At 37.3% G+C, this 25,757-nt stretch carries 18 protein-coding genes and 1 pseudogene; 6 read left to right on the top strand and 13 right to left on the bottom strand.

Annotation, left to right across the window (positions count from 1 at the left end; genetic code table 11):
- From J7Q84_RS18770 to J7Q84_RS15210, 4 genes are all read right to left on the bottom strand, one after another.
- On the bottom strand, window positions 1-110 hold a 110-nt coding region (locus J7Q84_RS18770), incomplete at its 3' end, for a transposase (protein WP_209094546.1).
- Between the two features lie 565 nt (window positions 111-675).
- Window positions 676-2,112 carry a glycosyltransferase family 39 protein gene (locus tag J7Q84_RS15200; RefSeq protein WP_209095679.1) on the bottom strand — a complete coding sequence of 479 codons (1,437 nt, stop codon included), beginning with the start codon at window positions 2,110-2,112 and terminating at the stop codon, window positions 676-678.
- Between the two features lie 88 nt (window positions 2,113-2,200).
- On the bottom strand, window positions 2,201-2,611 hold the full coding sequence (locus J7Q84_RS15205; protein ID WP_209095582.1) for a GtrA family protein: 411 nt from the start codon (window positions 2,609-2,611) through the stop codon (window positions 2,201-2,203).
- 11 nt (window positions 2,612-2,622) lie between these two features.
- Window positions 2,623-3,609, bottom strand: coding sequence for a glycosyltransferase family 2 protein (locus J7Q84_RS15210; protein ID WP_247739309.1), 987 nt, complete (start codon window positions 3,607-3,609; stop codon window positions 2,623-2,625).
- A 938-nt stretch (window positions 3,610-4,547) separates the two neighbouring features.
- On the opposite strand from J7Q84_RS15210, the gene J7Q84_RS15215 reads away from it, so the two are divergent.
- The 3 genes from J7Q84_RS15215 to J7Q84_RS15225 all read left to right on the top strand — a co-directional run bounded on the left by J7Q84_RS15215 (window position 4,548) and on the right by J7Q84_RS15225 (window position 7,753).
- Entirely contained in the window at window positions 4,548-5,822 is a 1,275-nt protein-coding gene (locus tag J7Q84_RS15215; RefSeq protein ID WP_209095584.1) for a nucleotide sugar dehydrogenase, read from the top strand.
- A 25-nt stretch (window positions 5,823-5,847) separates the two neighbouring features.
- Complete coding sequence (locus J7Q84_RS15220; RefSeq protein ID WP_209095586.1) at window positions 5,848-6,558, top strand: WecB/TagA/CpsF family glycosyltransferase; 711 nt, start codon at window positions 5,848-5,850, stop codon at window positions 6,556-6,558.
- Window positions 6,559-6,655: 97 nt separating this feature from the next.
- Window positions 6,656-7,753 (top strand): glycosyltransferase family 4 protein, encoded by a 1,098-nt coding sequence (locus J7Q84_RS15225; protein ID WP_209095588.1) that lies wholly within the window; start codon window positions 6,656-6,658, stop codon window positions 7,751-7,753.
- A gap of 133 nt (window positions 7,754-7,886) precedes the next feature.
- On the opposite strand, the gene J7Q84_RS15230 is transcribed toward J7Q84_RS15225, so the two are convergent.
- The 8 genes and pseudogenes from J7Q84_RS15230 to J7Q84_RS15265 form a co-directional block, all read right to left on the bottom strand.
- Window positions 7,887-10,070, bottom strand: a complete 2,184-nt coding sequence (locus J7Q84_RS15230; RefSeq protein ID WP_209095590.1) for a DNA topoisomerase III — start codon at window positions 10,068-10,070, stop codon at window positions 7,887-7,889.
- Between the two features lie 106 nt (window positions 10,071-10,176).
- Window positions 10,177-11,385 (bottom strand): threonine ammonia-lyase, encoded by a 1,209-nt coding sequence (gene ilvA, locus J7Q84_RS15235; protein ID WP_209095592.1) that lies wholly within the window; start codon window positions 11,383-11,385, stop codon window positions 10,177-10,179.
- Window positions 11,386-11,607: 222 nt separating this feature from the next.
- Window positions 11,608-12,972, bottom strand: a complete 1,365-nt coding sequence (gene glnA / locus J7Q84_RS15240) for a type I glutamate--ammonia ligase (RefSeq protein ID WP_209095593.1) — start codon at window positions 12,970-12,972, stop codon at window positions 11,608-11,610.
- 320 nt (window positions 12,973-13,292) lie between these two features.
- The gene (locus J7Q84_RS15245) at window positions 13,293-13,931 is read right to left on the bottom strand and encodes a trimeric intracellular cation channel family protein (RefSeq protein ID WP_209095595.1); all 639 of its coding nucleotides are present in this window, start codon (window positions 13,929-13,931) and stop codon (window positions 13,293-13,295) included.
- A 194-nt stretch (window positions 13,932-14,125) separates the two neighbouring features.
- Entirely contained in the window at window positions 14,126-15,058 is a 933-nt protein-coding gene (locus J7Q84_RS15250) for a D-2-hydroxyacid dehydrogenase (protein ID WP_209095597.1), read from the bottom strand.
- 171 nt (window positions 15,059-15,229) lie between these two features.
- A pseudogene (locus J7Q84_RS15255) lies at window positions 15,230-16,580 on the bottom strand (amino acid permease); the annotation flags it as partial.
- A gap of 297 nt (window positions 16,581-16,877) precedes the next feature.
- Window positions 16,878-18,149 carry a Glu/Leu/Phe/Val family dehydrogenase gene (locus J7Q84_RS15260; RefSeq protein WP_280635603.1) on the bottom strand — a complete coding sequence of 424 codons (1,272 nt, stop codon included), beginning with the start codon at window positions 18,147-18,149 and terminating at the stop codon, window positions 16,878-16,880.
- A gap of 24 nt (window positions 18,150-18,173) precedes the next feature.
- On the bottom strand, window positions 18,174-19,379 hold the full coding sequence (locus J7Q84_RS15265) for an ornithine--oxo-acid transaminase (RefSeq protein ID WP_209095607.1): 1,206 nt from the start codon (window positions 19,377-19,379) through the stop codon (window positions 18,174-18,176).
- Window positions 19,380-19,649: 270 nt separating this feature from the next.
- Here J7Q84_RS15265 and J7Q84_RS15270 point away from each other — a divergent pair, with 270 nt between their 5' ends.
- The 3 genes from J7Q84_RS15270 to J7Q84_RS15280 all read left to right on the top strand — a co-directional run bounded on the left by J7Q84_RS15270 (window position 19,650) and on the right by J7Q84_RS15280 (window position 23,120).
- A complete protein-coding gene (locus J7Q84_RS15270) occupies window positions 19,650-21,071 on the top strand; it encodes a sigma-54 interaction domain-containing protein (protein ID WP_209095609.1) in 1,422 nt (473 codons plus the stop codon).
- Window positions 21,072-21,181: 110 nt separating this feature from the next.
- Window positions 21,182-21,460 carry a hypothetical protein gene (locus J7Q84_RS15275; protein ID WP_481747560.1) on the top strand — a complete coding sequence of 93 codons (279 nt, stop codon included), beginning with the start codon at window positions 21,182-21,184 and terminating at the stop codon, window positions 21,458-21,460.
- Window positions 21,461-21,587: 127 nt separating this feature from the next.
- Window positions 21,588-23,120 (top strand): FAD-dependent oxidoreductase, encoded by a 1,533-nt coding sequence (locus J7Q84_RS15280; protein WP_247739305.1) that lies wholly within the window; start codon window positions 21,588-21,590, stop codon window positions 23,118-23,120.
- A gap of 57 nt (window positions 23,121-23,177) precedes the next feature.
- Here the strand turns inward: J7Q84_RS15280 and J7Q84_RS15285 are convergent, their stop codons facing one another.
- Window positions 23,178-25,460 (bottom strand): ATP-dependent DNA helicase, encoded by a 2,283-nt coding sequence (locus tag J7Q84_RS15285; protein WP_209095613.1) that lies wholly within the window; start codon window positions 25,458-25,460, stop codon window positions 23,178-23,180.
- Window positions 25,461-25,757: the final 297 nt, after the last annotated feature.

Consider the following 25,757-nt stretch of genomic DNA (forward strand, 5'->3'; position numbering starts at 1 on the left):
GTCAGATCATACTCACGAATAATCTCTTTTCTTGGTTTTCCATTTTGGTAAAGCTGCACGATCTGTTGCTTGAAATCTTCAGTAAAGGTTCGGCGTTCTCTTTTGGCCATGTAGATTCTCCTCAAATATTTTATATGTAGTCTACTTGACCTTAAAAATTCTGTCCAACTAAGTGTAGCCTATCCAGGTAATATAGGAGAACTTTTGTTTGAAATAACTTCTTTGATGAGTGGATGTAGTAACCAATTTCTACAATAGCAACACCATCCTAGTATACCTAATATTTGTGACACCTCTCTCTTGCTGTTATTAATATTTCTATTCTTTATTAGTACACCATTCAGGAAAAAAAGTTATTTATTTCCTTTTTTTAGTTATGAATGTAGAATTGAGAGGATTAAACTTAGAATAGCATGCTTTTTAGGTACCTATAGAACTTTTATATCTTCTTGCTTTTGTTATTTCTTTATGTTATATGTTAAGTTTTTCACGAATATTTGATTTTCAACTTTAAAAAGATATATAGCTAATCTTTTTCTCTATGCCTTGTTCATAACAATTTCTTTGGATTTATTGCCATTTATACATAATAAAAAACGGGAGGAGTACAAATTCAGCAGTAATAAGGATTTATACTCTTCCCGTTTTTAAAATAGTATCTTATCGTATTGTAAGTTACTTGTTTAATTTAGACCCTATAGGAAGGAATCTATAAACCAAATAAATACCATAGCTTTGAATAATAGCAAAGCTCGGAATGATGAATGACCGATATCTCGTTTGAACCTCAATTAAGAAATGTACACATACATATCCTATAATTAATAGAAGAAAAAGGGTAAATCGTTTGTTTTCATCCTTTATACATAAAACAATGGCTGCAACAAAGGCAAATGCCATCATAACCATGTAGTATGCACGCTCGAACATGAAAAATAAATTGGATAAGTTTGGCTTGTTTAAGGTCCCTAGACTCCAGGAAATCGAGGCGTCATTTGATCCCCACATGATTTTAAACTTATTTTTGAATAAAACTGCTAACTTTTTCTTATCTGTAATCCTTTCCTTGACCAGCTGTTTTTCCCTTTCATCGCGTTCGTTTCCAATAGGAAATTGGCTTACATACTTCGCATCTTCGTTGGAATATTGTCCCACTGTTCCATGATTAAATCCAAGAACGAATTTCCAATAAGGTTCCCGATTGGATAATGGATAGGAAGTAATTCCAGCAGCCATAAAGGAATAGCTAACCAGATAATGTACCACATAAAAAGCAACGATAAATCCAATAAATTTTGTTATAATACTACTCTTTTCTCCTGTTTTACTTCCAATAAAGGAGAATACAAACACATAAAGGATTACAGCAAGCAAAACAAAGGCACCAAGCGGGCGGGTAATATCTCCTAGTGACAATAAAATTCCAATATATAGCCATGTATATTTATATTGAATCCCTTTACTAACTAATAAGTAGAAACCCAGATAGAATAAGAAAGTTGATAAATGTTCATTCGTCAAAACAGAAGACATAATAATACTTGGAATATAAAACGCGTACACAGTTCCAGCAATTCTTCCACAAAATTCATTAAATACTTTAGATGTGATTCGGTAAATGAAAACAGTTGTCCCGACACTATAGATAACATTTAGAATCTTTAGGATAAAAGGAAATTCTCCTACTACTTTAATAATACATGCCTCGTACATCGTAAAGCCCACTTGATATACCCATGATGAAAAGTAGGGAAGTTTTGAAAAACTAAAATCCCCTTTTGCAGCACTAACTGCACTACCATATATCATAGCGAAATCCGATTGAATTGGAGTATGTATTTTTAATACCCATATCATTCGTATAGAGAAAGAAAGTAGGATTAGAAGTAGAAGAAATAGCTTCTTTGATATGAATACATAAGAAATATATGAAATAACTAGCATCCCCGTAGCAAAGATAAAAAAGATTAACCCAAATTTTATTTTACTAGAGAATGCTTCCTCAATATTCAGACAAGAATACAAAAAAGCAGCCAGGAAAAAGACAGCTGCTAAAAAGCTAAGTCCTTTAGAGCAAAAAGCATGAAAAATTCTAGCAGGTAAATGAAACATCAAAAATATCCTCCATGTCAAAATTTTATTTCAAAATAGTGAAAAAGCACACTTTTGAAATGCTATGGTGCGCTTTTTCACTATTTATTTAATTTCTTTGTTCTATTTGTTCCTTTGTTTTGAAAATCACATACTTACTAGCAAAATAATTGAAGATAACAACAACAACATTTGCTGCAATTTTTGCAAAAACATCATTTATTTTAAGACCACTAACTAAGATAATCATGCTGGCAAAGTCTAATCCGTAGGAAACTATACGAAAAAAGACAAAGGATGAGAATTCCATTATCAACGATTTTTTATCTGTTTCTTTGCTATTGAATACATATAGCTTGTTTGTAATAAAAGCAAAAACAACAGCAAGAACCCATGCAACAGTTGTGGCAATTCGATAATCAACGTTCAGTAGCTTGGTTAATATTACGTAAACAACGATATTAATAACCGTAGTAAGGCCCCCGAATACAAGATAACTTATAATCTCTTTTTTCTTCATAGGCTTAATCCCTATCTCAAAGAGGAATATACATGTTCTTCTTTTTCATGTACAGGACGATTAGAAACCTTTTTATCGTTATATTCATCCACAAAATACAAAGGTCTTTTTTTGGTTTCATTGAAGATTCTGCCCAAGTATTCTCCAATAACTCCAAGAGAAAGGAGTTGAATGCCACCCAAGAATAGAATAACTGTCATCAATGAAGGATACCCTACCACTGATTCTCCAAATACTAATGTCTTAAAAATAATCCAAGTCATATAAATGAATGCAAACAGAGAGAGAATAAATCCACATAAAGCCGAAAAACGTAAAGGAGCAGTTGTAAAGGAGGTTATACCTTCAATAGCCAGATCCATTAATTTAAAGTAATTCCACTTTGTTTCCCCTGCAGCTCTTGAATCCCTATCGAATAAAATTTCCTTTTTATTATATCCAATCCAACTGAACATTCCTTTTGTGTAGCGTTGTGTTTCTCGAATTTGTTTCAGTGCCTCAACACATCTTCGGTCTAATAGACGAAAATCACCAGTGTTTTTCTGAATAGGAATACGTGTTAGTTTTTGAAGGAATTTATAGAAGACTGTAGCTGTCCATTTTTTAAGCCAAGTTTCTCCTGAACGAGTCCTTCTTTTTGCATATACATCATCATATCCTTGCTCCCAGTATTTAATCATTTCTGGAATCAACTCGGGCGGGTCTTGAAGATCTGCATCAATAATTATTAACGCATCACCAAGAGCATGGTCTAAGCCTGCAATCATGGCTGTTTCTTTCCCAAAATTCCGAGATAAATCTACATAAGAAACACGGTTATCTTTTTTTCTTAAAGATTTAATAATATCTACAGTTGCATCTTTACTTCCATCATTTACAAAAAGGATCTCAAATTGGTAAAAAGGAATGGTTTCCGTTACTGTATTTAAACGGTCATATAGTTGATGCAATACTTCTTCTTCATTGTAAGCCGGTATAAGAATAGTGATGGTTTTCAGTATAATACTCTCCTTTTTAAAAATTTAAGCACATTGAATTATTATATCACTGGCTTTTTTATGTATCAATCAAAGAATTTGTTTCTTCTTTATTAAGATCCTAGAATAGAATTTCCTGTTCCTTTATTATTTTCTTCTATATCAATTTCTTATATTTCCATTTATGAATTTTGTTTTTAATTATAGTTTGCATGAAAGATATTAACCCCTATACTCCGTAAAAATTATTACATCTACATGGCAACTTAATGCTATAAGACGTATTTGATTAATTAACAAGCAAACTTACCTTGGCTGTACTCTAATAGAATATGATGTTTGTAATACGTGCAAAATACTATTAGGTCTAAAAACTTTTTATTTTATTATACCCCTCTTTTATTGCTGTATGCGTCATCAAATTATGTTTTAGAATTGAACTTACACATCTGCTTAGAAACACTGTTCGTATGATTTTATGTACCACTTTCTTTTGAAAATGGATTGATGTTCCTACATACTCTATTACATTCTTTACAGGATAGACCATCTGCAAAAATTCACAGTAATATTCTCTTATTAAAGAAAGTGGCGAACCTTTCAGAGAGGATTTGCTAACGATATAAAGAAACCAAAAATACAAACAAGATTCTACATGTTTAATAATGCTTAATCATAATAGCCATTATATCTTTTTGATAGCTGTCTTATTTGACATTCCGATAAATGGAGTTCACAATTAATTTTGATGAACTACTACAAATATTATTCAAGTTATATAACTGAGAGCGATTACTAAATTAAAAAGAAGCTTGTCTAGCATTACATTCCCTTTTCTCAACTTAAATACTTAATGCATCAGTTACATTAATTTGTTATACTATGCTATGTGTAAAAAATAGCTGAATTATGTAGTTTCAACTCGAATTTATTGAGAATAAAAAGTGAGGTTCTTTTACATGAAGAAAATATGTGTAATTGGATTAGGTTATATCGGAATGCCGACGGCCGCTGTATTTGCTTCGGCTGGTTATGATGTTATCGGTGTAGACATAAATGATAAAGTAGTGAATTCTTTAAATAATGGTCAAATTACTATTGAAGAAGTAGGATTGCCAGAGTTAGTAAAAGATGTAGTGGAGAAAGGGAAGCTGCGCGCTTCAAAAACCCCTGAAGCTGCTGATGTCTTTATTATCGCGGTTCCGACGCCAATCCATGCTGACGATACGGCAAATGTAGATTATGTAGTCGATGCAACAAAATCTATTGTGCCATATTTGCAAAAAGGTAATGTAGTAATTGTAGAATCCACAATACCTCCAAGAACAATGGATGATATTGTTGCTCCAATTTTACGAGAACAAGGCTGGGATACTGAACAAGATTTATATCTTGCTCATTGTCCAGAACGTGTATTACCAGGACGTATTTTGATTGAGCTGATTGAAAATACTCGTATTGTAGGCGGAACGACTCCAGAAGCAGCTCGCAAAGCGGCTGATGTGTATCGTTTGGTTGTCACAGGTGACGTGATTGAAACAGAAGCCTTAACCGCTGAAATGGCAAAGCTGATGGAAAATACATTCCGTGATGTTAATATTGCTCTTGCAAATGAGCTGGCGAAAATTTCAAAACGTTTAGGTGTCAATGCCCACGATGTTATTGAACTTGCTAATAAGCATCCTCGCGTGAATATTCACCAGCCGGGACCAGGTGTTGGCGGACATTGCTTGGCTGTTGATCCATATTTTATTGTAGAAAAAGCACCAGAAGAAGCACAGCTTATTGCTCTTTCTCGTAAAGTTAATAACTCTATGCCACGTTTTGTAATCGATCAAGTGAAGTACTTAACATCTGAAATGGATAAAGCGACTATAGCAGTATTCGGATTAACATATAAAGGAAATATTGACGATATCCGTGAAAGTCCTGCTTTAGATATTTATAAAGAATTAACAAAATATGAGAAATTTGAAGTGCGTGCTCATGACCCTCATGTCCATGAATCACAAGTTGATTTCCCTTTATATTCATTTGAGAAAGCCGTTGACGGTGCACACCTTGTCCTGCTTTTAGCGGACCATAATGAATTTAAAAACATGGATAGCGACGAGTTTGCAAAGCTGATGGCGTCACCAGTCGTATTAGATACAAAAAATTGTGCAACTCTTGATAAGGAAAAAGTAGCACTATATCGTCTTGGTGATTTATCTTCCTTACAAGCGATTCAATAAAACAAGCAATAGGAAGTGGTATCCTATGAAGAAAGAAAGTTACCTAGGTGTACAAGTATCACCTTTAAATTATGAAGAAATTTTAGCTGACATTGACAAACGCATAAAAGCTGGAGAGCAGTCAACTCTTATTGCAGTGAATCCAGAGAAAATTATCACCGCTCAAAAAGACTCTACCTTAAGAGAGCTTATTAATAATGCCACGTATCAAATTCCGGATGGAATCGGCGTTGTGCTTGCTTCAAAGCTAAAGGGAGGCTCCATTACAACAAGAGTAACCGGAATTGAAATGATGGAGCGTTTGAACGGACATGCTGCTAAAAAAGGTTATAAAGTATTTTTATATGGTGCAGCAGAAGAAGTTGTTACACAAGCAAAAGAAGCACTAGAAAAGAAATACCCTGGTCTTTCTATTGTCGGTTATGAGAATGGCTATATTCAGGACAATGAGGACCTTGTGCATAAAATAAATCAATCACAAGCAGATATTTTATTTATCGCAATGGGAAGCCCGCGTCAAGAGCTATGGATCCGTAAGCATATGCCTCATTTACAGGTAAAAGTGTTCCAAGGTGTAGGAGGAAGCTTTGATGTGCTGGCTGGAAAAGTAAAACGGGCACCAGAAGTGTTCCAGCAATTCGGATTAGAGTGGTTCTATCGCTTAATCTCAGAGCCAAAACGCTTCAAACGGCAATTAGCATTACCGAAGTTCTTGTTTCAGATTATGTTCAAATAATGTTTGGCTTCTGCCTTAGTTGTAGAAGCCTTTTTTCTATAATCCTTATTTAACTAGGAAATGAACAAACACAAACTATATAGTGGAGGACATATTAATGAAGGTGCTTCATGTTATAAGCGGAGGAGAAACAGGAGGGTCTCGTAAACATTTGATTACACTTCTGTCCAGGTTTCCAAAGCAAGATGTTTCTTTAGTAGTGTTTCAAGAAGGAACGATACTGGAGGAAGCCAGAGAGAACGGAATTGATGTCCACCTCCTGAAGCAAACATCACGTTATGATTTATCTGTTTTAAGCCGTTATACAAATTTTATTAACAACGGTGGGTATGAAATAGTTCACACCCATGGACCGCGTGCAAATCTGTTTACATCTCTTATCAAACATAAAATACATGCGAAATGGGTATGCACCATTCATAGTGATCCTGCTTTAGACTTTGTGAAATCAGGAATCAAAGGTGCAATCTTCACAAAATTGAATCTTTTTTCCATGAAGAAAATTGATTTGTTCTTTGCCGTCTCTAATCGATTCAAGAAAAACTTGATGAGCCTTGGTATACCCGAACATAAAATTGTTGTTATTTATAATGGGCTTGAATTTAATCATCACCCCTATCACAACACGTTGCAAAAAGAAGATTTGAACCTTTCAAGCAGTGACTTTGTATTGACTATGATTGCAAGATTACATCCAATTAAAGGTCACGAAGTTTTATTTGAGGCATTACAAACATTAAAGCAAAAAAATATAAAAGTATTGCTAGTTGGAGATGGTCCGATTGAACAAGAATTAAAGAAAGCAGTTACGGAAAAAGGTCTTTCTTCTACAGTTCAATTTTTAGGATTCCGAAAAGATGTTGATGAGCTTCTCTCCATTACCGATGTGAATTTATTAACCTCCTACAGCGAAAGCTTTCCGCTCGTATTGTTAGAAGCCGCGCAGCACAAGGTCACTTGTATTGCTACCAATGTAGGTGGGGTAGCTGATTTAATTAATAGTCCTGAATTAGGATGGGTCATTCCCCCTAACAATGCAGAAGCATTACGAAACGCGATCATAGAAGCTTATGAATTGTATCAGAAAAATGAGCTGTCAAATAAAGGAGAAAAGCTTTACCAACGAGCAACTTCTCATTTTTCTTTAGAAAGCCTTTATAAAGCTATTCGTGATACGTATGAGGGTTTGGTATAATTCACGAATCCCCTCTTTGAAAAATTTAGCAAATATGGGTCTGTCAAAGCTCGTACATTGACTGCATTCCATATTTACTTCCTTCGCATAAAAAGACAGGAAATACAATTCGTATCCCCTGTCTTTTTTAGTATTAATCCCGCTTCAGCTTGGCCAACGCATCAGCTAACGCGGAGTTGAATGGTCCTTCATCTGCCTTATCTTGATTCTTCATATACTTGGCAACATCTTTTTTGGACACCTTGCTGTTTTTCTCTTTTTGCTTCCGTTCATTAAACGATGATAATTTTTCGCGATGGCCGCAGCTGCAGACAAAGATTTGTCCCGCTCCTTCCCCGCGCATCTCTAATCGTTTATGACAATTTGGGCATCGTGCGTTTGTCAGCCTTGCTACAGTTTTTCGATGGCCACATTCACGATCCTGACAAACGAGCATTTTTCCTTTTTTACCATTCACCTCAAGCATCAGCTTGCCACAATCCGGACACCTTGTACCGGTAATATTATCATGCTTAAATCTTTGCTCACTGTTTTTAATCTCATTTACGACAGCCTTAGCATAGCTTCTCATTTCATTAATATATACTTGCTTGTTAAGGGTACCTTTCGAAATAGAATCCAGCTTCTGCTCCCATTCTGCTGTTAAAGCAGGGGATCTTAACTCATCAGGGACCAAATCAAGCAGCTGCTTCCCTTTGGAAGTAATAAAAATGTCTTTTCCTTTTCTTTCAATTAAAAAAGTATTGAATAGCTTTTCAATAATATCCGCTCTTGTTGCCACTGTTCCTAGCCCACCTGTTTTCCCAATGGTTTGAATTAAAGCTTTGCTTTCGTTAGCCATGTACTTCACAGGGTTCTCCATCGCCGAAAGCAGCGTTCCTTCATTAAACCATGCCGGCGGCTTCGTCTCTCCTTGAGTTTGAATAACTTGTAAAACTTTTAAGCTATCTCCTTTTTTAACAATCGGAAGCGTTTGTTCTCCAGTCTCATCCTCATCTTCAAAATGGTGTTCATACACCTCTTTCCACCCGGATGAAAGAACAGCTCTTCCTTTCGCAGCAAAAATTTCCTTTCCGATTTTTGCTTTTATGCTCGTTTGCTCATACTCAAACGGAGGATATAGCACAGCTAAAAACCGCTTTACAACTAAATCATATACCTTTCTCTCTTTATCACTTAAAGCAGTTAAAACAACAGATTCCTCCGTAGGAATAATTGCATGGTGATCAGATACTTTGCTGTTATCTACAAATGCTTTATTACCTTTAATGGGACTTTTTAAAATTTTAGCTGTGAATTTTGCATATGGCTTTACGCCACATGCCTTCACACGTTCTGGTAATGTCTCTACAATATCAGTCGATAAATATCTGGAGTCTGTGCGCGGATAAGTCAAAACTTTATGCTGTTCGTATAGCTTTTGCATAATGGAAAGCGTTTCTTTTGCTGAATATCCAAATATTTTATGAGCATCCCGCTGCAGCTCTGTCAAATCATACAATTGTGGAGAATATGTTTTCTTGTAAGTCTTCTCCACTTCGATTACTTCAGCAGATAAATTTCTAACCTCCGTCAGAATTTTTGCAGCTTTTTCTTTATCAAACGTCCTTATCTCTTTCGTTTTACTATCCTGCCACACCAGCTTGAGATGTTCAGCTACAGCCGTAACGCCGTAATAAGCTTTTGGTTTAAAGTTCTTTATTTCCTCTTCGCGCTTTGCAATCATCGCAAGCGTAGGAGTTTGTACACGGCCGCATGACAGCTGAGCGTTATATTTAGTTGTTAATGCACGGGTCGCATTAATTCCTACCAACCAATCCGCTTCTGCGCGCGCCACAGCCGAAGCATATAAATTTTCGTACTCTTTTCCGTTTTTTAATTTATTAAATCCATCTTTAATCGCTTTATCTGTAACAGATGAAATCCAAAGGCGCTTAATTGGTTTTTGTACCCGTACTTTCTCAATAATCCATCTCGCCACCAGTTCACCTTCACGGCCAGCATCCGTAGCAATTACAATTTCCTTGATATCCTTTCGCATCATTTGCGCTTTTACTGTTTGGAACTGCTTTCCCGTTTGTTTAATCACAACGAGCTTTAACGATGACGGCAGCATCGGCAAGTCCTCTAAACGCCACGCTTTATATTTTTCGTCGTATGCTTCTGGATCAGCTAATGTCACTAAATGTCCCAGTGCCCACGTAACAATATATTTATCCCCTTCAAAATATCCATTTCCTTTTTTATTACATTGCAACACTCTTGCAATATCTCGTCCAACAGAAGGTTTCTCTGCCAATACAACTGTTTTATTCATATAAACATCCTCTCAACAATTACATCTACACGATAAAAAAATCCCCGCCCTATAGCAGGAATCTTCTATCATCATAGCACCATTCCTTTCTTCCTTACAACCGGCTCTACTCTACAATCTCTATCTCATAGCCCTTCTTTTTTAATCCTTCTAAAACAGCTTCGATATGTGCTTTATCCTTGGTTTCCAAAGATAAATGCAGCTGAGCATATCCAGGAAACACCTTTATCCCAATCCGTTCTAAATAAACATGCAATACATTCGCTTCCATCTCACTGATAATCTGCAGCACCTTCTGAAGATGTCCCGGCTTATCCTTTATGGTCGTTGTAAAATGAACGTAGCGCCCAGACTCTACCATACCGTGTTCAATAATTCTGGAAATAAAATTAACATCTACATTACCGCCGCTTAAGATAGAAACTACCTTTTTATCCTGAAGAGGGGTTTTATGATAAAGAAGAGACGCTAAGGAACTCGCTCCAGATCCTTCCACAAGCAGCTTATTCCGTTCTAACAGCATCAGCATTGTTCTGGCAATTTCCATTTCCTCCACACAAAAAATATCATCAACATAACGCTGAATAATCTCAAAAGTCAATTCACCAGGCCTTTTAACCGCAATTCCATCTGCCATCGTTGGCATTGAATCTACTGTGATAAGCTTTTTTTCCTGAAGGGATTGTTTCATACTTGGACAAGCCAAAGCTTCTACCCCATAAATTCGAACAGAAGGTTTCTGCTCCTTGATCGCCATCGCCACCCCTGCAATAAGTCCACCTCCACCAACCGGACAAAGAACAGCCTCTAAATCCGGCAGCTGTTCTAGTATTTCTAGTCCGACTGTTCCTTGACCGGCAATCACCGCTTCATCATCAAACGCATGAACAAAAGTAGCCCCTGTTTCCTTTTGCATCTCCTTCGCATAGTCTAATGCTTCATCAAATACTGCTCCTTGCAGCTCCACATTAGCTCCATACCCCTTTGTTGCCAACACTTTGCTTAATGGTGCCCCTTTCGGCATGACAATAGTACACGGGATTCCAAGCATACTACTTGAATATGCTACCCCCTGCGCATGATTTCCAGCAGAAGCAGCAATCACTCCTTTTTGCAGCTCCTCATTAGTAAGAGAAATAATTTTATTGTACGATCCTCTCACTTTAAACGAACCCGTCTTCTGCAAATTTTCAAGCTTTAAGTGCACTTCATTACACGAGAGTTCACTCAATGTTCTCGAATAATCCAAAGGCGTAGCATGAACAATCCCCTTCATGTTTTCACGTGCTTTTAAAATACTTTGTAACGAAATCATATACGCTCCCCCTGTAATATAGGAAATATTTTCATACTCTTTAGTTTTTACAGAGGAATCCAAGTTATTCTTTAAAAAGACTAGGTACTGGTCATCTAGAGAGTTATAAATGACCACCTCTAGTTTTGTCTGACAGATAAGAAAGCTACGATAAGCCTTTTATTTTCAATTACTTTTATCAATAACAAAAGCCTCAATCTCATTCAGATTGAGGCTTTTTTATTAAAATTTAGATTGATAGTTCACTAATTCCCAAGTGTGCACAGCTGTTCGATAGTTATCCCACTCAGCTTTTTTCATTGCCACATACTCGTTAAATACATGCTCTCCTAATGTATCACGACCGATAGCTCCATTTTCTAGCGCTTCTACAGCTTTTTCTAAGCTGCCAGGAAGGTTTTCAATACCAAGAGCTTCACGGTCAGCTTCAGACATATGGAAGATATCTTCATTAATCGCTTCTGTAACAAGTAAACCTTGTTCAATTCCATCTAAGCCTGCAGCTGCGGTTACTGCAATTGCTAAATAAGGGTTAGCAGATGGATCTGGACAACGAAGTTCTACACGAGTTGCCAAACCGCGTTTTGCAGGAATACGAATTAATGCTGAACGGTTAGAAGCAGACCAAGCAATATAGCAAGGAGCTTCGTAGCCCGGTACTAGACGTTTGTAAGAGTTTACTAGCGGATTTGTGATAGCTGTAAAGCTCTTAATATGCTTCATTAAACCTGCGATAAATTGATATGCTGCTTCTGAAAGCTGTAATGGACCCTTTTCATCAAAGAACGCATTTTCTCCCTCTTTAAAGAAGGACATATTTATATGCATACCTGATCCGTTAATACCAAATACCGGTTTTGGCATAAACGTTGCATGTAGGCCATATTTGCTCGCAATTGTTTTAACAACCCACTTATAAGTCGTAGAGTTATCAGCAGCAGTAAGTGCATCTGCATACTTGAAGTTAATTTCATGCTGACCCTCTGCTACCTCATGGTGAGAAGCTTCAATTGTAAAGCCCATTGCTTTTAACGCACGATAAATTTCTAAACGCACACGTTCGCCAAGATCTTTTGGAGATGGCTCAAAATAGCCGCCATTATCTTGTAATTCAGTTGTTGGATTTCCATTTTCATCTGCTTTAAAAAGGAAAAATTCTAGTTCAGGACCAACAGAAATAGTATATCCTTCTTCTGCTGCTCTCTCCATTGTTTTCTTTAATACATTACGAGTATCGCCTTCGTATAATGTTCCATCTGGGTTTGTAACACTGCAAAGGAAGCGAGCTTCAGAGTATCCTTCTTCTACAGTCCATGGTAAAACCGTAAACGAATTTAAATCTGGAAGAAGGTATAAATCGGATTTATTAATAGGAGAAAATCCTTTAATAGAAGATCCATCAAACATCATTTTCCCTTCTACTACATCTTCTAATTGCTCAACAGTCACTGTTACATGCTTCAAAATTCCTTCGATATCAACAAATTGTAAATGAAGTAATTCAACACTTTTTTCTTGGATAATTTCTTTAATTTCAGCAAGGATATTCTTTTCTTGTTTCACTTCAGAGACAACTGTTTGACTCATGTCACAAAACCTCTCATTTCCGCGTCATATTTTCTAACATGAATTTATTATAATCTATCTTCTTATCTATTTACAATACATTTTCGTGAATTTTTTAATGAATTTTCGTCTTTTTAAGATATTTCCAATAAAAACCTATTGAAATTGCTTCTGTTAAATAGGGAAATACGAAAAACAAAGTATACCTTTTACCAGTAGAGTCTTTTCTTTCTCTTCTCTTTAGCAGCAAAACAAGGGACTCACGATAAAATACAAAAAAAAGATCTATCTCTATTAAGACAGATCTTCCCTATTTCTTCATAGTTAATGAGGATTATATTTTATTGAACGACTTTCTTCGGCGCTGTTTCTATCTTTGTTTTAAACACTGGAAAATTAAAATTATAAACTACCGATACCACACGAACAACAAAGGTAACAAACAGACAAATATATAGAGAGAGAATATGGGGCACGTGATTATACGTTGTATAAAGACTAATTGAACCTAAAATAGAAGCAATTGCATAAATTTCTTTTCGAAAAACAAAGGGAATCTCCTTCGAAAATACATCCCGTAAGACCCCTCCCCCGATTCCTGTAATAAGCCCCATTGAAATAACAATAAAAGGTTCATCCATATCATGCGTAAGAGCAGTATTAGCTCCTAGCGCTGTAAACACACCAAGACCAATCGCATCAGATACCATAATAATATTTTTAAGTTTATCTGTTTTATTGTAAAAAAGCCAAGTAAACAGAGCGGCTGTTACACTTGCAATAAAATACGAAGGATCCTTGAACGAAACAGGAGGAACATTGCCAATCAATAAATCTCGAACAATCCCTCCTCCTAGCGCTGTAGCTACCGCCAAACAAACAATCCCGAACAAATCCAACTGTTTTTTAATCCCAACTAATGCACCCGAAATCCCTGCCGCAATAATCCCAATAAACACGAACACATTAATAACAGCCATCCCATTACCTCACACATTTTTATTCTCTTTGTATCCTAAGAATAAAATGTACAGCAACTCCTTTGCTGTTGCAATAGATTTTTTGTAATTAATTATTAAAATTTATACAGATAATCCCTTGTCATTACAGGAAATTCAACACCTGTACTATTAATTATCGAAAAACAAAATATAACAGCGCTTACATTTTTATTTTAGTATCCTCTTGCAATATTAACACGATTAGACAGCGGCATATCCCCCTCAATTTTTTCGAGTGTGTGCAAGAAACATTCTACCGCCTCTTCAGGCGAAGTAATTGCCGAAATATGAGGTGTAACAATAATATTCGAATGCTCCCATAAAAGTGATTCACCAGACAACGGCTCTTCCGAAAACACATCAAGTACAGCGTGATGAATATTCCCCTTATGTAACGCTTCTAATAATGCAGATTCATCAATCGTTGCACCTCTGCCAACATTGATAAACGAAGCTCCCTTCACTTGTTCAAAAAAGCGTACATCAAATAACCCGTGCGTTTCCTTTGTAAGAGGAAGAGTAGAAATAATCCAATCCGCTCTTTTCAATACCTCTTCTGCCTCTAAAACTGCGAAAACCTTAAAAAAATGAGACTTAGCTTCTCCGCTTAAAGATACCCCATAAGGAGTCACACCAAAACACGATAATGCTCTAGCAACTTCTTGTCCTATTTCCCCTGTACCATATATGACTATTTTTTGAGAATTGAGCTGTTTCGGTTCTATCGGTTCCCATTTCTTAATTGACTGATTTTGCTGCAAAAGGTGGTGGTTCTGCAGGTTTCGCAATATATGACTTAGGCAATATTCACTGATTTTACTACCAAATGAACAAATAGTACGTGTCAGCAGCACATCATTTTTCCAGTCTCTATTCTGCAGAAAACCATCTACCCCTGCTCCAAGAGAGTGAACCCACTTTATATTTCCAAACTCAAAACCAGCAGTTGGGCGAAAACCGACATATGCATCTGCCCATTGAAAGTCCGCATATGAAATCTCATCTTCGGCCAGAAACCGAAAACATTTATTTATATTTTTTTGCTCTAGTATGTTTTGAAGTTCTTTATAAATACGTCCCGTAATAAGGATATTTTGAACATGCACCGTATACCGCTCCCTGCCTGAAATATTATATTTTCATTTATTGTATATGATACAAAAAAAGAGAGCAAAGACTTCCGTCTTTACTCTCCATCCCTATTAATTAGCTCGCCGCTTGTTTATTCTCTGCTTGAGCAGCAGTTGCTTTTGCCATCTTTTCTTTCACTCCGCCAAGACGATAATACAGCAAGCAAACAATGATAAACGGAATGCCGCAGTATAACGCAATACGTTGGTCGGGAATAAACGCAAGACTAATGATTACAAAAGTATTCATAGCAAATGCAAGAAGTGGAACAACTGGATAGAATGGAGTTTTAAATTTCAACTCTTCTACTCTTCCACCTTGTTTTATATACGCTCTTCTAGCAAGGAAGTTAGACAATGCAATAGTAGCCCAAACAAATACCGCACCAAATCCAGCGATAGAAAGAAGCCATAAATACACTGTATCTTCTGCATAAACACCGCATAATAAAGAAAGGCATCCAACAATCATACTAGCAACTACCGCATAGACAGGAACCCCACGTTTAGACAACTTACCAAATGTCGGGCTGATCATTCCTTGTCGAGACATCGACCAAAGCATACGAGACGTAGCATACAAACCAGAGTTCGCTACCGATAATACAGCAGTAATAATAACAAAATTCATAATATCCGCTGCATACGGAATTCCGATCGAATCAAATACAACAACAAATGGGCTGTCTACTAATCCAGCTTCCTCCCAAGGAAACAGTCCAGCAAGCACGAAAATAGCAAGGATAAAAAAGACTAATATACGCCAAACTGTACTATTGATAGCTTTAGGAATCGCTTTTTCCGGATTTGCACTTTCTCCCGCTGCAACTCCAACAAGTTCTGATCCTTGAAAGGAGAAATTAACACCAATCATTGTAATTAAAATAGCCGCCAATCCATTAGGAAACAATCCGCCATGGTCTGTAAAATTCGAAAACATTGGTGCTGCTTCATTCCCTTTCATATCTAACAATCCAAACATCACTGCTCCGCCTAGTACAATAAACAAAATAATGGTCACTACTTTTATACTCGAAAACCAAAATTCCACTTCAGCAAAGCTTCTAGTAGATAATATATTAATAGAAAAAAGGATAATCCCAAATACAACACACCAAATCCAAGATGGAACATCAGGGAACCAGCGTTTCATCAAAATACTAACAGTGATTAACTCCAGCCCTATTGTTACGGACCAGTTTAGCCATGACACCCAACCTACTACATACCCAGCTGACGGGCTAATAAATTTTGTAGCATACGTTTGATAGGAACCCGCATCCGGCATAGCCACAGCCAATTCCCCTAAGCACAGCATAGTTAAATACATAACAAATCCACCAACGAGATACGCTAATAACGCTCCTCCAGGTCCTGCCTCATGAATCGTGTAACCTGAGCTCATAAACAACCCTGTCCCGATTACTCCGCCAAGTGCAATCATAAACAAATGGCGGCTTTTCAATTCTCGTTTTAACCCTTGGTTTTGATCGATCATAAAAACCCCTCCCTATGTCATCAAACACCCGTGTAAGCGTTTGATTTTTTTATTATTAAAATTTTCAGAAATACAATAATATAGTTATAAATAAGCAAGAAGAAGCCTACATGCTCCCTCCTGCTTAAGAACCACTGTTTCATGTCATTCATTTATAAAGTAAAACTGTTGTCAAGATGGGGAGGCCTCCCCATCTTGACAGTTAGGACAAACTGACTGTATCTTTATCGGCAGTTTGTCCTAACTATACTACTTAACTCGCAGTTTTGAACTACAAGTGAAGAAAAGATTATGCTTTTATACCCAGCCTCGGAAGCGAGAAGCCTCTGCCATTCTGCGAATTCCTACCATATAGGCAGCTAAGCGCATGTCTACTTTACGCATTTGAGATGTTGAGAATACCGATTCAAATGAACGAATTATATTTTGACGAAGCTTTTGCTCCACTTCTTCTTCTGACCAATAGTAGCCTTGATTGTTTTGTACCCATTCAAAATAAGACACTGTTACCCCTCCCGCACTTGCCAACACGTCAGGAACAAGCAACACACCGCGCTCTGTTAAAATTTTTGTCGCTTCTAAAGTAGTCGGTCCATTTGCCGCCTCCACTACAATTTGCGCTTTAATGTTATGAGCATTCTCACGGGTAATTTGATTAGAAATTGCTGCAGGAACAAGAATATCACATTCCTTTTCTAATAGTTCCTTATTAGTGATCGTATTTGTGAATAAGTTTGTAACAGTACCAAAGCTATCGCGTCTCTCAAGAAGATAGTCGATATCAAGTCCATTCGGATCATACAAAGCACCTTGAGCATCCGAAATTCCAATAACTTTCGCTCCTGCATCACTCATGAATTTCGCAAGATAGCTTCCTGCATTTCCAAATCCTTGAATAATAACTCGAGCACCTTTTAGCTCGATCCCTTTTTTCTTCGCGGCTTCTTCAATACAAATGGTTACACCTTGAGCTGTTGCCGTTTCACGCCCTGCGGATCCTCCAAGTACTAAAGGCTTCCCTGTAATAAAACCTGGAGAATCAAACTCTTGAATTCGGCTGTATTCATCCATCATCCACGCCATAATTTGTGGATTTGTGTACACATCTGGAGCAGGAATATCCTTTGTCGGCCCCACAATTTGACTCACAGCACGAACATATCCGCGGCTTAAACGCTCCAGCTCCCCGAATGACATTGTACGAGGGTCACATATGATACCGCCTTTTCCTCCTCCATACGGAAGATCTACGATGCCGCATTTCAAACTCATCCACATTGATAATGCCTTCACTTCCTCTTCGTCTACCTCAGGATGAAAGCGAATGCCTCCTTTAGTAGGACCCACTGCATCATTGTGCTGAGAACGATAGCCCGTAAAAATTTTTACAGACCCGTCATCCATGCGAACTGGGATGCGTACTGTTAAAAGTCGTAACGGTTCTTTCAAAAGATCATACATTTCATCCGAATATCCTAGCATACGAACCGCTTCTTTAATAATAGACTGTGTGGAAGTGAATAAATCCAAATTTTCTTGCTCTTGAGTCTCGGCAACCATTTTTACCATTGTTTACACCTCATCCTAGAATAATTATTGATGATTAAATACTTTATAAATTTTCTCAATCGCCCAATCTAACTCATCTTTTGTAATAACAAGCGGAGGAGCAAAACGAATTACCGTATCATGTGTTTCCTTACATAATAAACCTTCTTCTTTTAACAGCTCACAATACGGACGGGCCTCTCCATGAAGCTCCACACCCACAAATAAACCTTTACCACGTACTTCTTTTATAATAGGGTTTTTGATTTCCTTTAACTTGTTCATAAAATAGTTACCAAGTTCATAAGAGCGTTCAACAAGCTTTTCTTCTTGAAGCACTTCAAGAGAAGCGATCGAAACTGCACATGCAAGCGGATTACCTCCGAATGTAGAACCGTGTGATCCAGGATTGAATACACCTAAAACATCTTCATTTGCTGCAACGCAAGAAATCGGGAACACGCCGCCGCCAAGAGCTTTTCCTAAAATATACATATCAGGAATAACCTCTTCCCAATCAGATGCAAACATTTTTCCTGTACGACCTAAACCTGTTTGAATTTCATCTGAAATAAACAATACATTATTTTCTTTACATACTGTAAACGCTTCCTTCAAGAATCCGTCACGCGGAATAACAATACCCGCTTCTCCTTGAATCGGTTCTAGTAAAAATGCTGCTGTATTCGGTGTAATAGCCGCCTTTAACGCTTCAATATCTCCATATGGAATTAATTTAACGCCTGGAAGAAAAGGACCAAATCCGCGTTGATATTCTTTTTCAGAAGAAAGAGAGACTGCCGCCATCGTTCTGCCATGGAAGTTTCCGACACAAGCAATAATTTCCGCTTGATTGTCAGCTACTCCTTTTATATCGTAAGCCCAGCGTCTTGCAGCTTTGATTGCCGTTTCTACCGCTTCTGCACCTGTATTCATCGGAAGTACCATTTCTTTTCCTGTTACTTCTGCTACTTTTTCATAGAACGGAGCCATTTGGTCGCTGTAAAACGCACGAGATGTCAACGTTACTTTATCCGCTTGATCTTTTAATGCTTGGATAATTTTTGGATGTCTGTGCCCTTGGTTCACTGCAGAGTACGCACTAAGCATATCTAAATAACGCTCTCCCTCAGGACTATATACCCAAATTCCTTCTGCCTCTGAAATTACAACCGGAAGCGGATGATAGTTCTTTGCACCATATTTATTTGTAGTTTCAATGATATTTCCTGAACGAGTAGTTGTACCCATATTTATCTCTCCTTTTTCACGCATTCAAAACATCTATTTTTTCCGAAAAATAAAATTAAATTCACCTGTAACCGTATTAATGCAAATTTCGTGCCAATTTATTTTCTTTCATAAATACAGCGTTTACAATATAGGATACACTACGTTATGCAAAAAATTTTTGCGCATATACCCCATAGCACTGCAAAAAAGCAAAGTATTTTTGCACTCCTCTGTAAATACGTTTACAATAATACATGACATTGCACTATTAAAACAAAGGGGAAAAGCATGTATAAAGAAGAAAATGATTTTCATACACCACTGGATATAAACAAACTGTATCACATTCTTCTAAATGAAATTGATGTAGGCATCCATGTTATAGATGAAGAAGGAAAAACAATCATTTACAACCGAAAAATGATGGAAATTGAATCGATGGACAGCAAAGATGTGCTCTACAAGAACCCATTAGAAGTGTTTGCCTTCCAAAAAAATCAAAGCAGCACCCTTATTGAAGCATTAAAGCTTGGAAAAACAAGAAAAAATATAAAACAAACCTACTTCAATAATAAAGGCAAAGAAATTACCACCATTAACGATACATTTCCCATTATTGATAATGGAAAAATTAAAGGTGCCATTGAAATTGCTAAAGATATTACGCGCCTAAGACAAAGCATAAAAGCCAATGTCCTTCGCAATCAACATACAAGGTTTACATTTCATGATATAACGGGAAATTCCGAAGCTGTCCATATCGTTATTGAAGAAGCAAAGCGAGCAGCGAGAACTTCCTCCTCTATACTGATTGTTGGAGAAACCGGCACAGGAAAAGAGCTGTTTGCTCAAAGCATTCATAATGAAAGCAGCCGCGCAGCTAAAGCATTTATTTCTCAAAACTGTGCAGCAATTCCTGAAACTCTTATGGAAAGCTTATTATTCGGCACGAAAAAAGGCGCCTTTACCGGTGCAATGGACAACCCCGGTCTATTTGAAGAAGCAAATGGAGGAACATTGCTGCTTGATGAAATCAACTCACTAAGCCCTGCCCTTCAAGCAAAGCTCCTTCGTGTTATACAAGAAAAAAAGATGCGAAGAGTAGGAGATATACAAGAAAAGGATGTAGACGTGCGCATCATCGCGACTATTAATGAAGACCCAGTGGAAGCTATCGCAGAGAACCGCTTACGAAAAGACCTATACTACAGGCTAAGTGTTGTCACATTGTTTCTCCCATCCTTACGAGATCGAAAAGAAGACATCCTGCCGCTCGTGCAGCGATTTATCACGAAATACAATATTCAATTTGACTTACAAGTAAAGGATATAGATGAGGAAGTAAAGGAATTGCTTTATAAGCATGATTGGCCTGGAAACGTAAGAGAATTGGAGCACATGGTAGAAGGAGCAATGAATTTAATCGAAGACAAAGAAATTATTACACCTGCACATCTTCCTACACGGTTTTATCGATTAGCTAAAAAGGACTCAACCACCATGGATTTACTAGAATCAGCTTCTTCTATCCATCCTGTAAGTCCTATAGATTTTAGCCCAAAACCTTTAAAAGAAACGATGGAAGATATGGAGAGAAATTATATTCAACAGGTGTTCGAAGCAAATCAAAGAAATGTCTCGCAGACTGCGAAGGTACTTGGAATCAGCAGACAAAACCTGCAATATCGATTGAAAAAATATAATATTTAAAAATAAAAGAACTTCCAGCAACTGTTGGAAGTTCTTTTATTTTAGTTGATCGGTATATATTTTGAGCATACTAAAACAGATTAGCCTGATTCTACAATATACTTGAAAGGGTGGTTTATTTGTCTAAACAAGAAGAAGAAAAGTATACGGATGTTTCACCTGCCGAGAACAGACACCGATATATCGTTCCAGAGGATCTTCCAGAAGGTCCATACGGTTCTCCCATTAATAGAGAGCTAGGAAAATCGACTCCTTGGGAAGAAGATCAAAGAACGTACAGCGCTTTTAACTATAATGATAAAAATGCTCATGAAGAAACCGATCGTAAGTACCCTGGTGCTCATCCACCTCACGATAATCCCGATATACATGAAGAAACACCTTCCTAAAAACTATATTGGAGCTCCAATATAGTTTTTCTCTTTATAGAGGCGGTTTTACTCAAGGCTTATTTACATGAATTCTTCCCTTTTTGGAAAAATTAAACATATATAATGATTGATTGGAGGAAAATTCATGAATCAGGATTCAAATGTACATATGCCTCAATTTCCAGAGCCGTATTGGAGGAGTTCTGCGAAAGTCCCCTCTTTTCCAAAGCTTACCGACAACCTTATGGTGGATGTTGCAATAGTAGGAGGCGGTATATCAGGGATTACTGCTGCGTACTTGCTTGTAAAGGAAGGGCTGAAAGTCGCTCTTATAGATGCTGATAACCTTTTAAATGGAACAACCGGCCATACAACAGCAAAGATTACCGCCCAGCATGATTTGATTTATGATGAGCTTATCCACCATATAGGAGAAGAAAAAGCTAGACTGTACTATGCAGCGAACAACGATGCTTTGCAGTTCATACGAAATATGGTTCATGAGCATAAGATTTCATGCGGATTTACAGAAGAAGATGCTTATTTATATACAAGCTCCGCTCACTCTCTCTACAAGCTGAATAATGAAAGCAAGGCGTATGAAAAGCTCGGTATTAAGGGTGAGCTTACAACAAATTTATCTCTTCCTTTTGATATAAAGGGAGCGCTTATCATGAAGAATCAGGCGCAGTTCCACCCTCTTCAATTCTTATCCTATCTTGTACAGGAAATTACAAACGGAGGTGGAATGATTTTTGAAAACACTACAGCCGTTGATGTAGAAAAGGGTGGAAAGCCGATTGTCCTGACAAGCGGAGGACATAGAATCAGCTGTGATAATCTTATCTGCTGCTCTCACTTCCCGTTCTATGATGGAAAGGGATTTTATTTTACGAGAATGTACGCTGAGCGGTCTTATGTGCTCGGAGTTAAGACAGAAAAAGCATATCCAGGCGGGATGTATTTAAGCATAGATGATCCAAAACGATCGCTTCGATCTGTAAATATGTATGGAGAAAATCTCGTATTAGTTGGCGGGGAAAGCCATAAAGCAGGGCAAGGAATCTGTACCATTAAACATTACGAAGCACTGCAAACCTTTGCTGAAGAAACCTTTGGTGTAAAGGAAATTCCTTATCGCTGGTCCGCCCAAGACTTAATTACGCTAGATAAAATACCGTATATTGGATGCATTACCGATCATAATCCTAATATTTTTGTAGCGACAGGATACCGAAAATGGGGTATGACAAATGGAACTGCGGCAGCCTTATTATTAAAGGATCTCATACTAAAACGGGACAACCCTTACAGCGAGCTGTATACTCCATCAAGATTTCAAACTGACCCGAGTGTAAAGCATTTTATCAGTCAAAATGCTGATGTAGCCAAACATTTAATTGAAGGAAAATTGGAATTTGCCCTCAGAAAACCAGAAGATTTAGCAAATGATGAAGGAGCTGTTGTAAGAGTTAATGGAAAAAGAGCAGGGGCTTACAAAGATTCAGAAGGAACGCTGCACATTGTCGATACCACCTGTACTCATCTTGGTTGTGAGGTAGAGTGGAATGCGGGAGATCGTACATGGGATTGTCCTTGCCACGGCTCTAGATTTTCTATTCAGGGAGATGTTATTGAAGGTCCAGCAGATAAACCATTGGGAAACATTAATTTGTAAATAGAGCCATAAGGGTGTTTTAAAAGGAGATATTTACCTGCTAAAACACTCTTATGTTTATTTAATAACTGTAAATCCCTTCCATTCATCTGGAAGAAGCATTTGATATTTTGGCTGCAGAAAACGATCATCTATTAGGACAATCGTCCCTGTATCGTACTCAGAACGAATCAACCTTCCTCCTGCTTGCAGTACTTTATTGATCCCTGGAAAAACATAGGAATAATCATAACCATTTCTTCCAATATCATTAAAATAATCTTTTATGATATTACGCTCCAAACAGAGCTGCGGCAATCCTACACCAACCACAATAACTCCATTAAGACGATCTCCTTTCAAATCTACTCCCTCTGAAAAAATACCGCCCATTACCGCAAAGCCAATCAAAGATTCATTACTTTCTGCTTGAAAGGATTCTAAAAAGTTTTCTCGTTCTTCCTCAGACATTCCTATATTTTGAATAATGGTTGGGATGTCAGGGTGCCTCTCTGTAAACACTTCATACACATTGTGCAAATAATGATATGAAGGAAAGAACGCAAGGTAATTCCCTGGCTTCTTTTTGATAAGCTCATAAAGCATGGCTGCTATCGGTTCTTTCGTCCGTTCACGATCATGATATCTTGTCGATAATGGCTGAATAAAAACCTCTAGCTGCTCCTTACTAAATGGAGAAGGAATAGCAAGCGTATAATCCTCTTCCTTACCTCCAAGCATATTTTGAAAATAATGCAAAGGCATAAGGGTAGCTGAAAAATAGACCTTTGATCGATAGCCTTTCACCGTCTTCTGCAGAAGATGGGAAGGATCGAGACAAAACAGCTTTATACGGACGTCACTTTTTTCGCACTCAACATAGGTCATATAGCGTTCATCATACAAATTAGTGATTTTCAAAAAGCTTCGGGAAGAAAAATAAGTATCTAACAGCAGCTGGCTTGTATTTCCTGCCATGAGTTCTTTTTCTGCTTCTGTCATAAACATTTCTACTATTTCTGTAAGCTCCTCTTCCATATCTTTCATCACCAACAGCTTCTGCTCACCGCACTTTTTTCTTACAGCAATAAAATAATTGTTGATCAGATTAGCAGCTTTATAAAGCTTCTCATTATAACCTTTGAACTCTCGTTTCAATTGAAGGAAACTCGATTTTTGCAAATCTGCTGAAAACATTTCCCTTGCACGGTCCACTAAATTATGAGCTTCGTCTACCAACAAAACAGTTTGTTTTTTTTGTTCTTCAAAAAAACGCTTAAGAGCAACTTGTGGGTCAAATATATAGTTATAATCACAAATAATCACATCTGCTGCATACGCAAGATCGAGTGAAAATTCAAACGGACACACCGTATGCTTACGAGCGTACGCTTCAATCAGTGGGCGGGTAATATTTGTTTCAGTGGATAAAACATCTAAAACTGCTTCATTTATACGGTCATAATACCCGTTTGCAAATTCGCAATATTCCTTTTGACACCGCGTCTCATCTTTAAAACATACTTTATCCTTCGCTGTAATCGTAACCGTATTCATACATAATCCCTTTTCTTGCATAAGGGAAAACGCCTCTTCTGCGGTTGTTCTTGTAATCGTTTTAGCAGTCAAATAAACGATCCGCTCAAGCATGCCTTCTCCGATTGCTTTTACAGAAGGAAATAGAGTCGAAATAGTCTTTCCGATTCCAGTAGGAGCTTTAGCAAATATGGTTTTTTGTTCTGAAATTGTTTTATATACAGCGCCCGCCAGCTTTCGTTGCCCTTCTCGATACCTATCAAACGGGAATGGCAAACCTTTTATACTTATATTTCTTTTTTCTGCATGACGCTGACGTGCTAAAGCGTATGGACCGTATCCTTTAACTACTTCTAAAACGAAACATTCCAGCTCTTCTATCGAAACAGTTTGTGTAAATATCTTCTGTTCCTCAGTTTCCACATGTACATATGTCAATTGCACATGCATTTCACGTAAATCATGCTCCTTGGCATACATATACGCATAACACTTTGCCTGTGCCCAATGCACCGGGTAGGATTCTGCAGTAATAAAGTCCAAATCCGTTCGTGTTGATTTGATTTCCTCCACTGTGATGCCTTCTTCTGAAGAAAGAAGCCCATCACAACGCCCCTCAATTACAACCATTAACTGTTCATATGGAATTTCTGCCTTTACGTATACTTCCTTTTCATCCGTCTCTCCATATGTTGCTTGTATTTTTTGATGCGCTCTTGTTCCTTCTATCAGGCTGCTTCCTGTTTGAAATCCGGCTTCAATGCTACCGCTTCGAAAGACATACTCGACCAATGACCTTACTGAAATTTTCACTTGAGTAAACATAGCATCACCTTTTAATGGCTATTATTCAACACCGACAACCAAAGTCTTTTTTCTCTAATTATACCAGTATCCTGAAGAATGTCTTCTATATCAATAATACTGTTTTATAGCAACATTCCATTTTGTAAAATTTAACAAAATAATACTTCTGTTGGTTAATTTCTTACTGCTCGTATGCTTCAGAAAAACTTAGTTCATTTAAAGCATACTGTACCTTTTGAAATCGTTATCATTTTTTCATTGACTTATGAAATCGTATATTATATATCCTTATATTCAGATGTCATACATCTTACC

The sequence above is a fragment of the Bacillus sp. 165 genome (assembly GCF_017742235.1).
Lineage (GTDB): Bacteria > Bacillota > Bacilli > Bacillales > Bacillaceae_G > JAGHKQ01.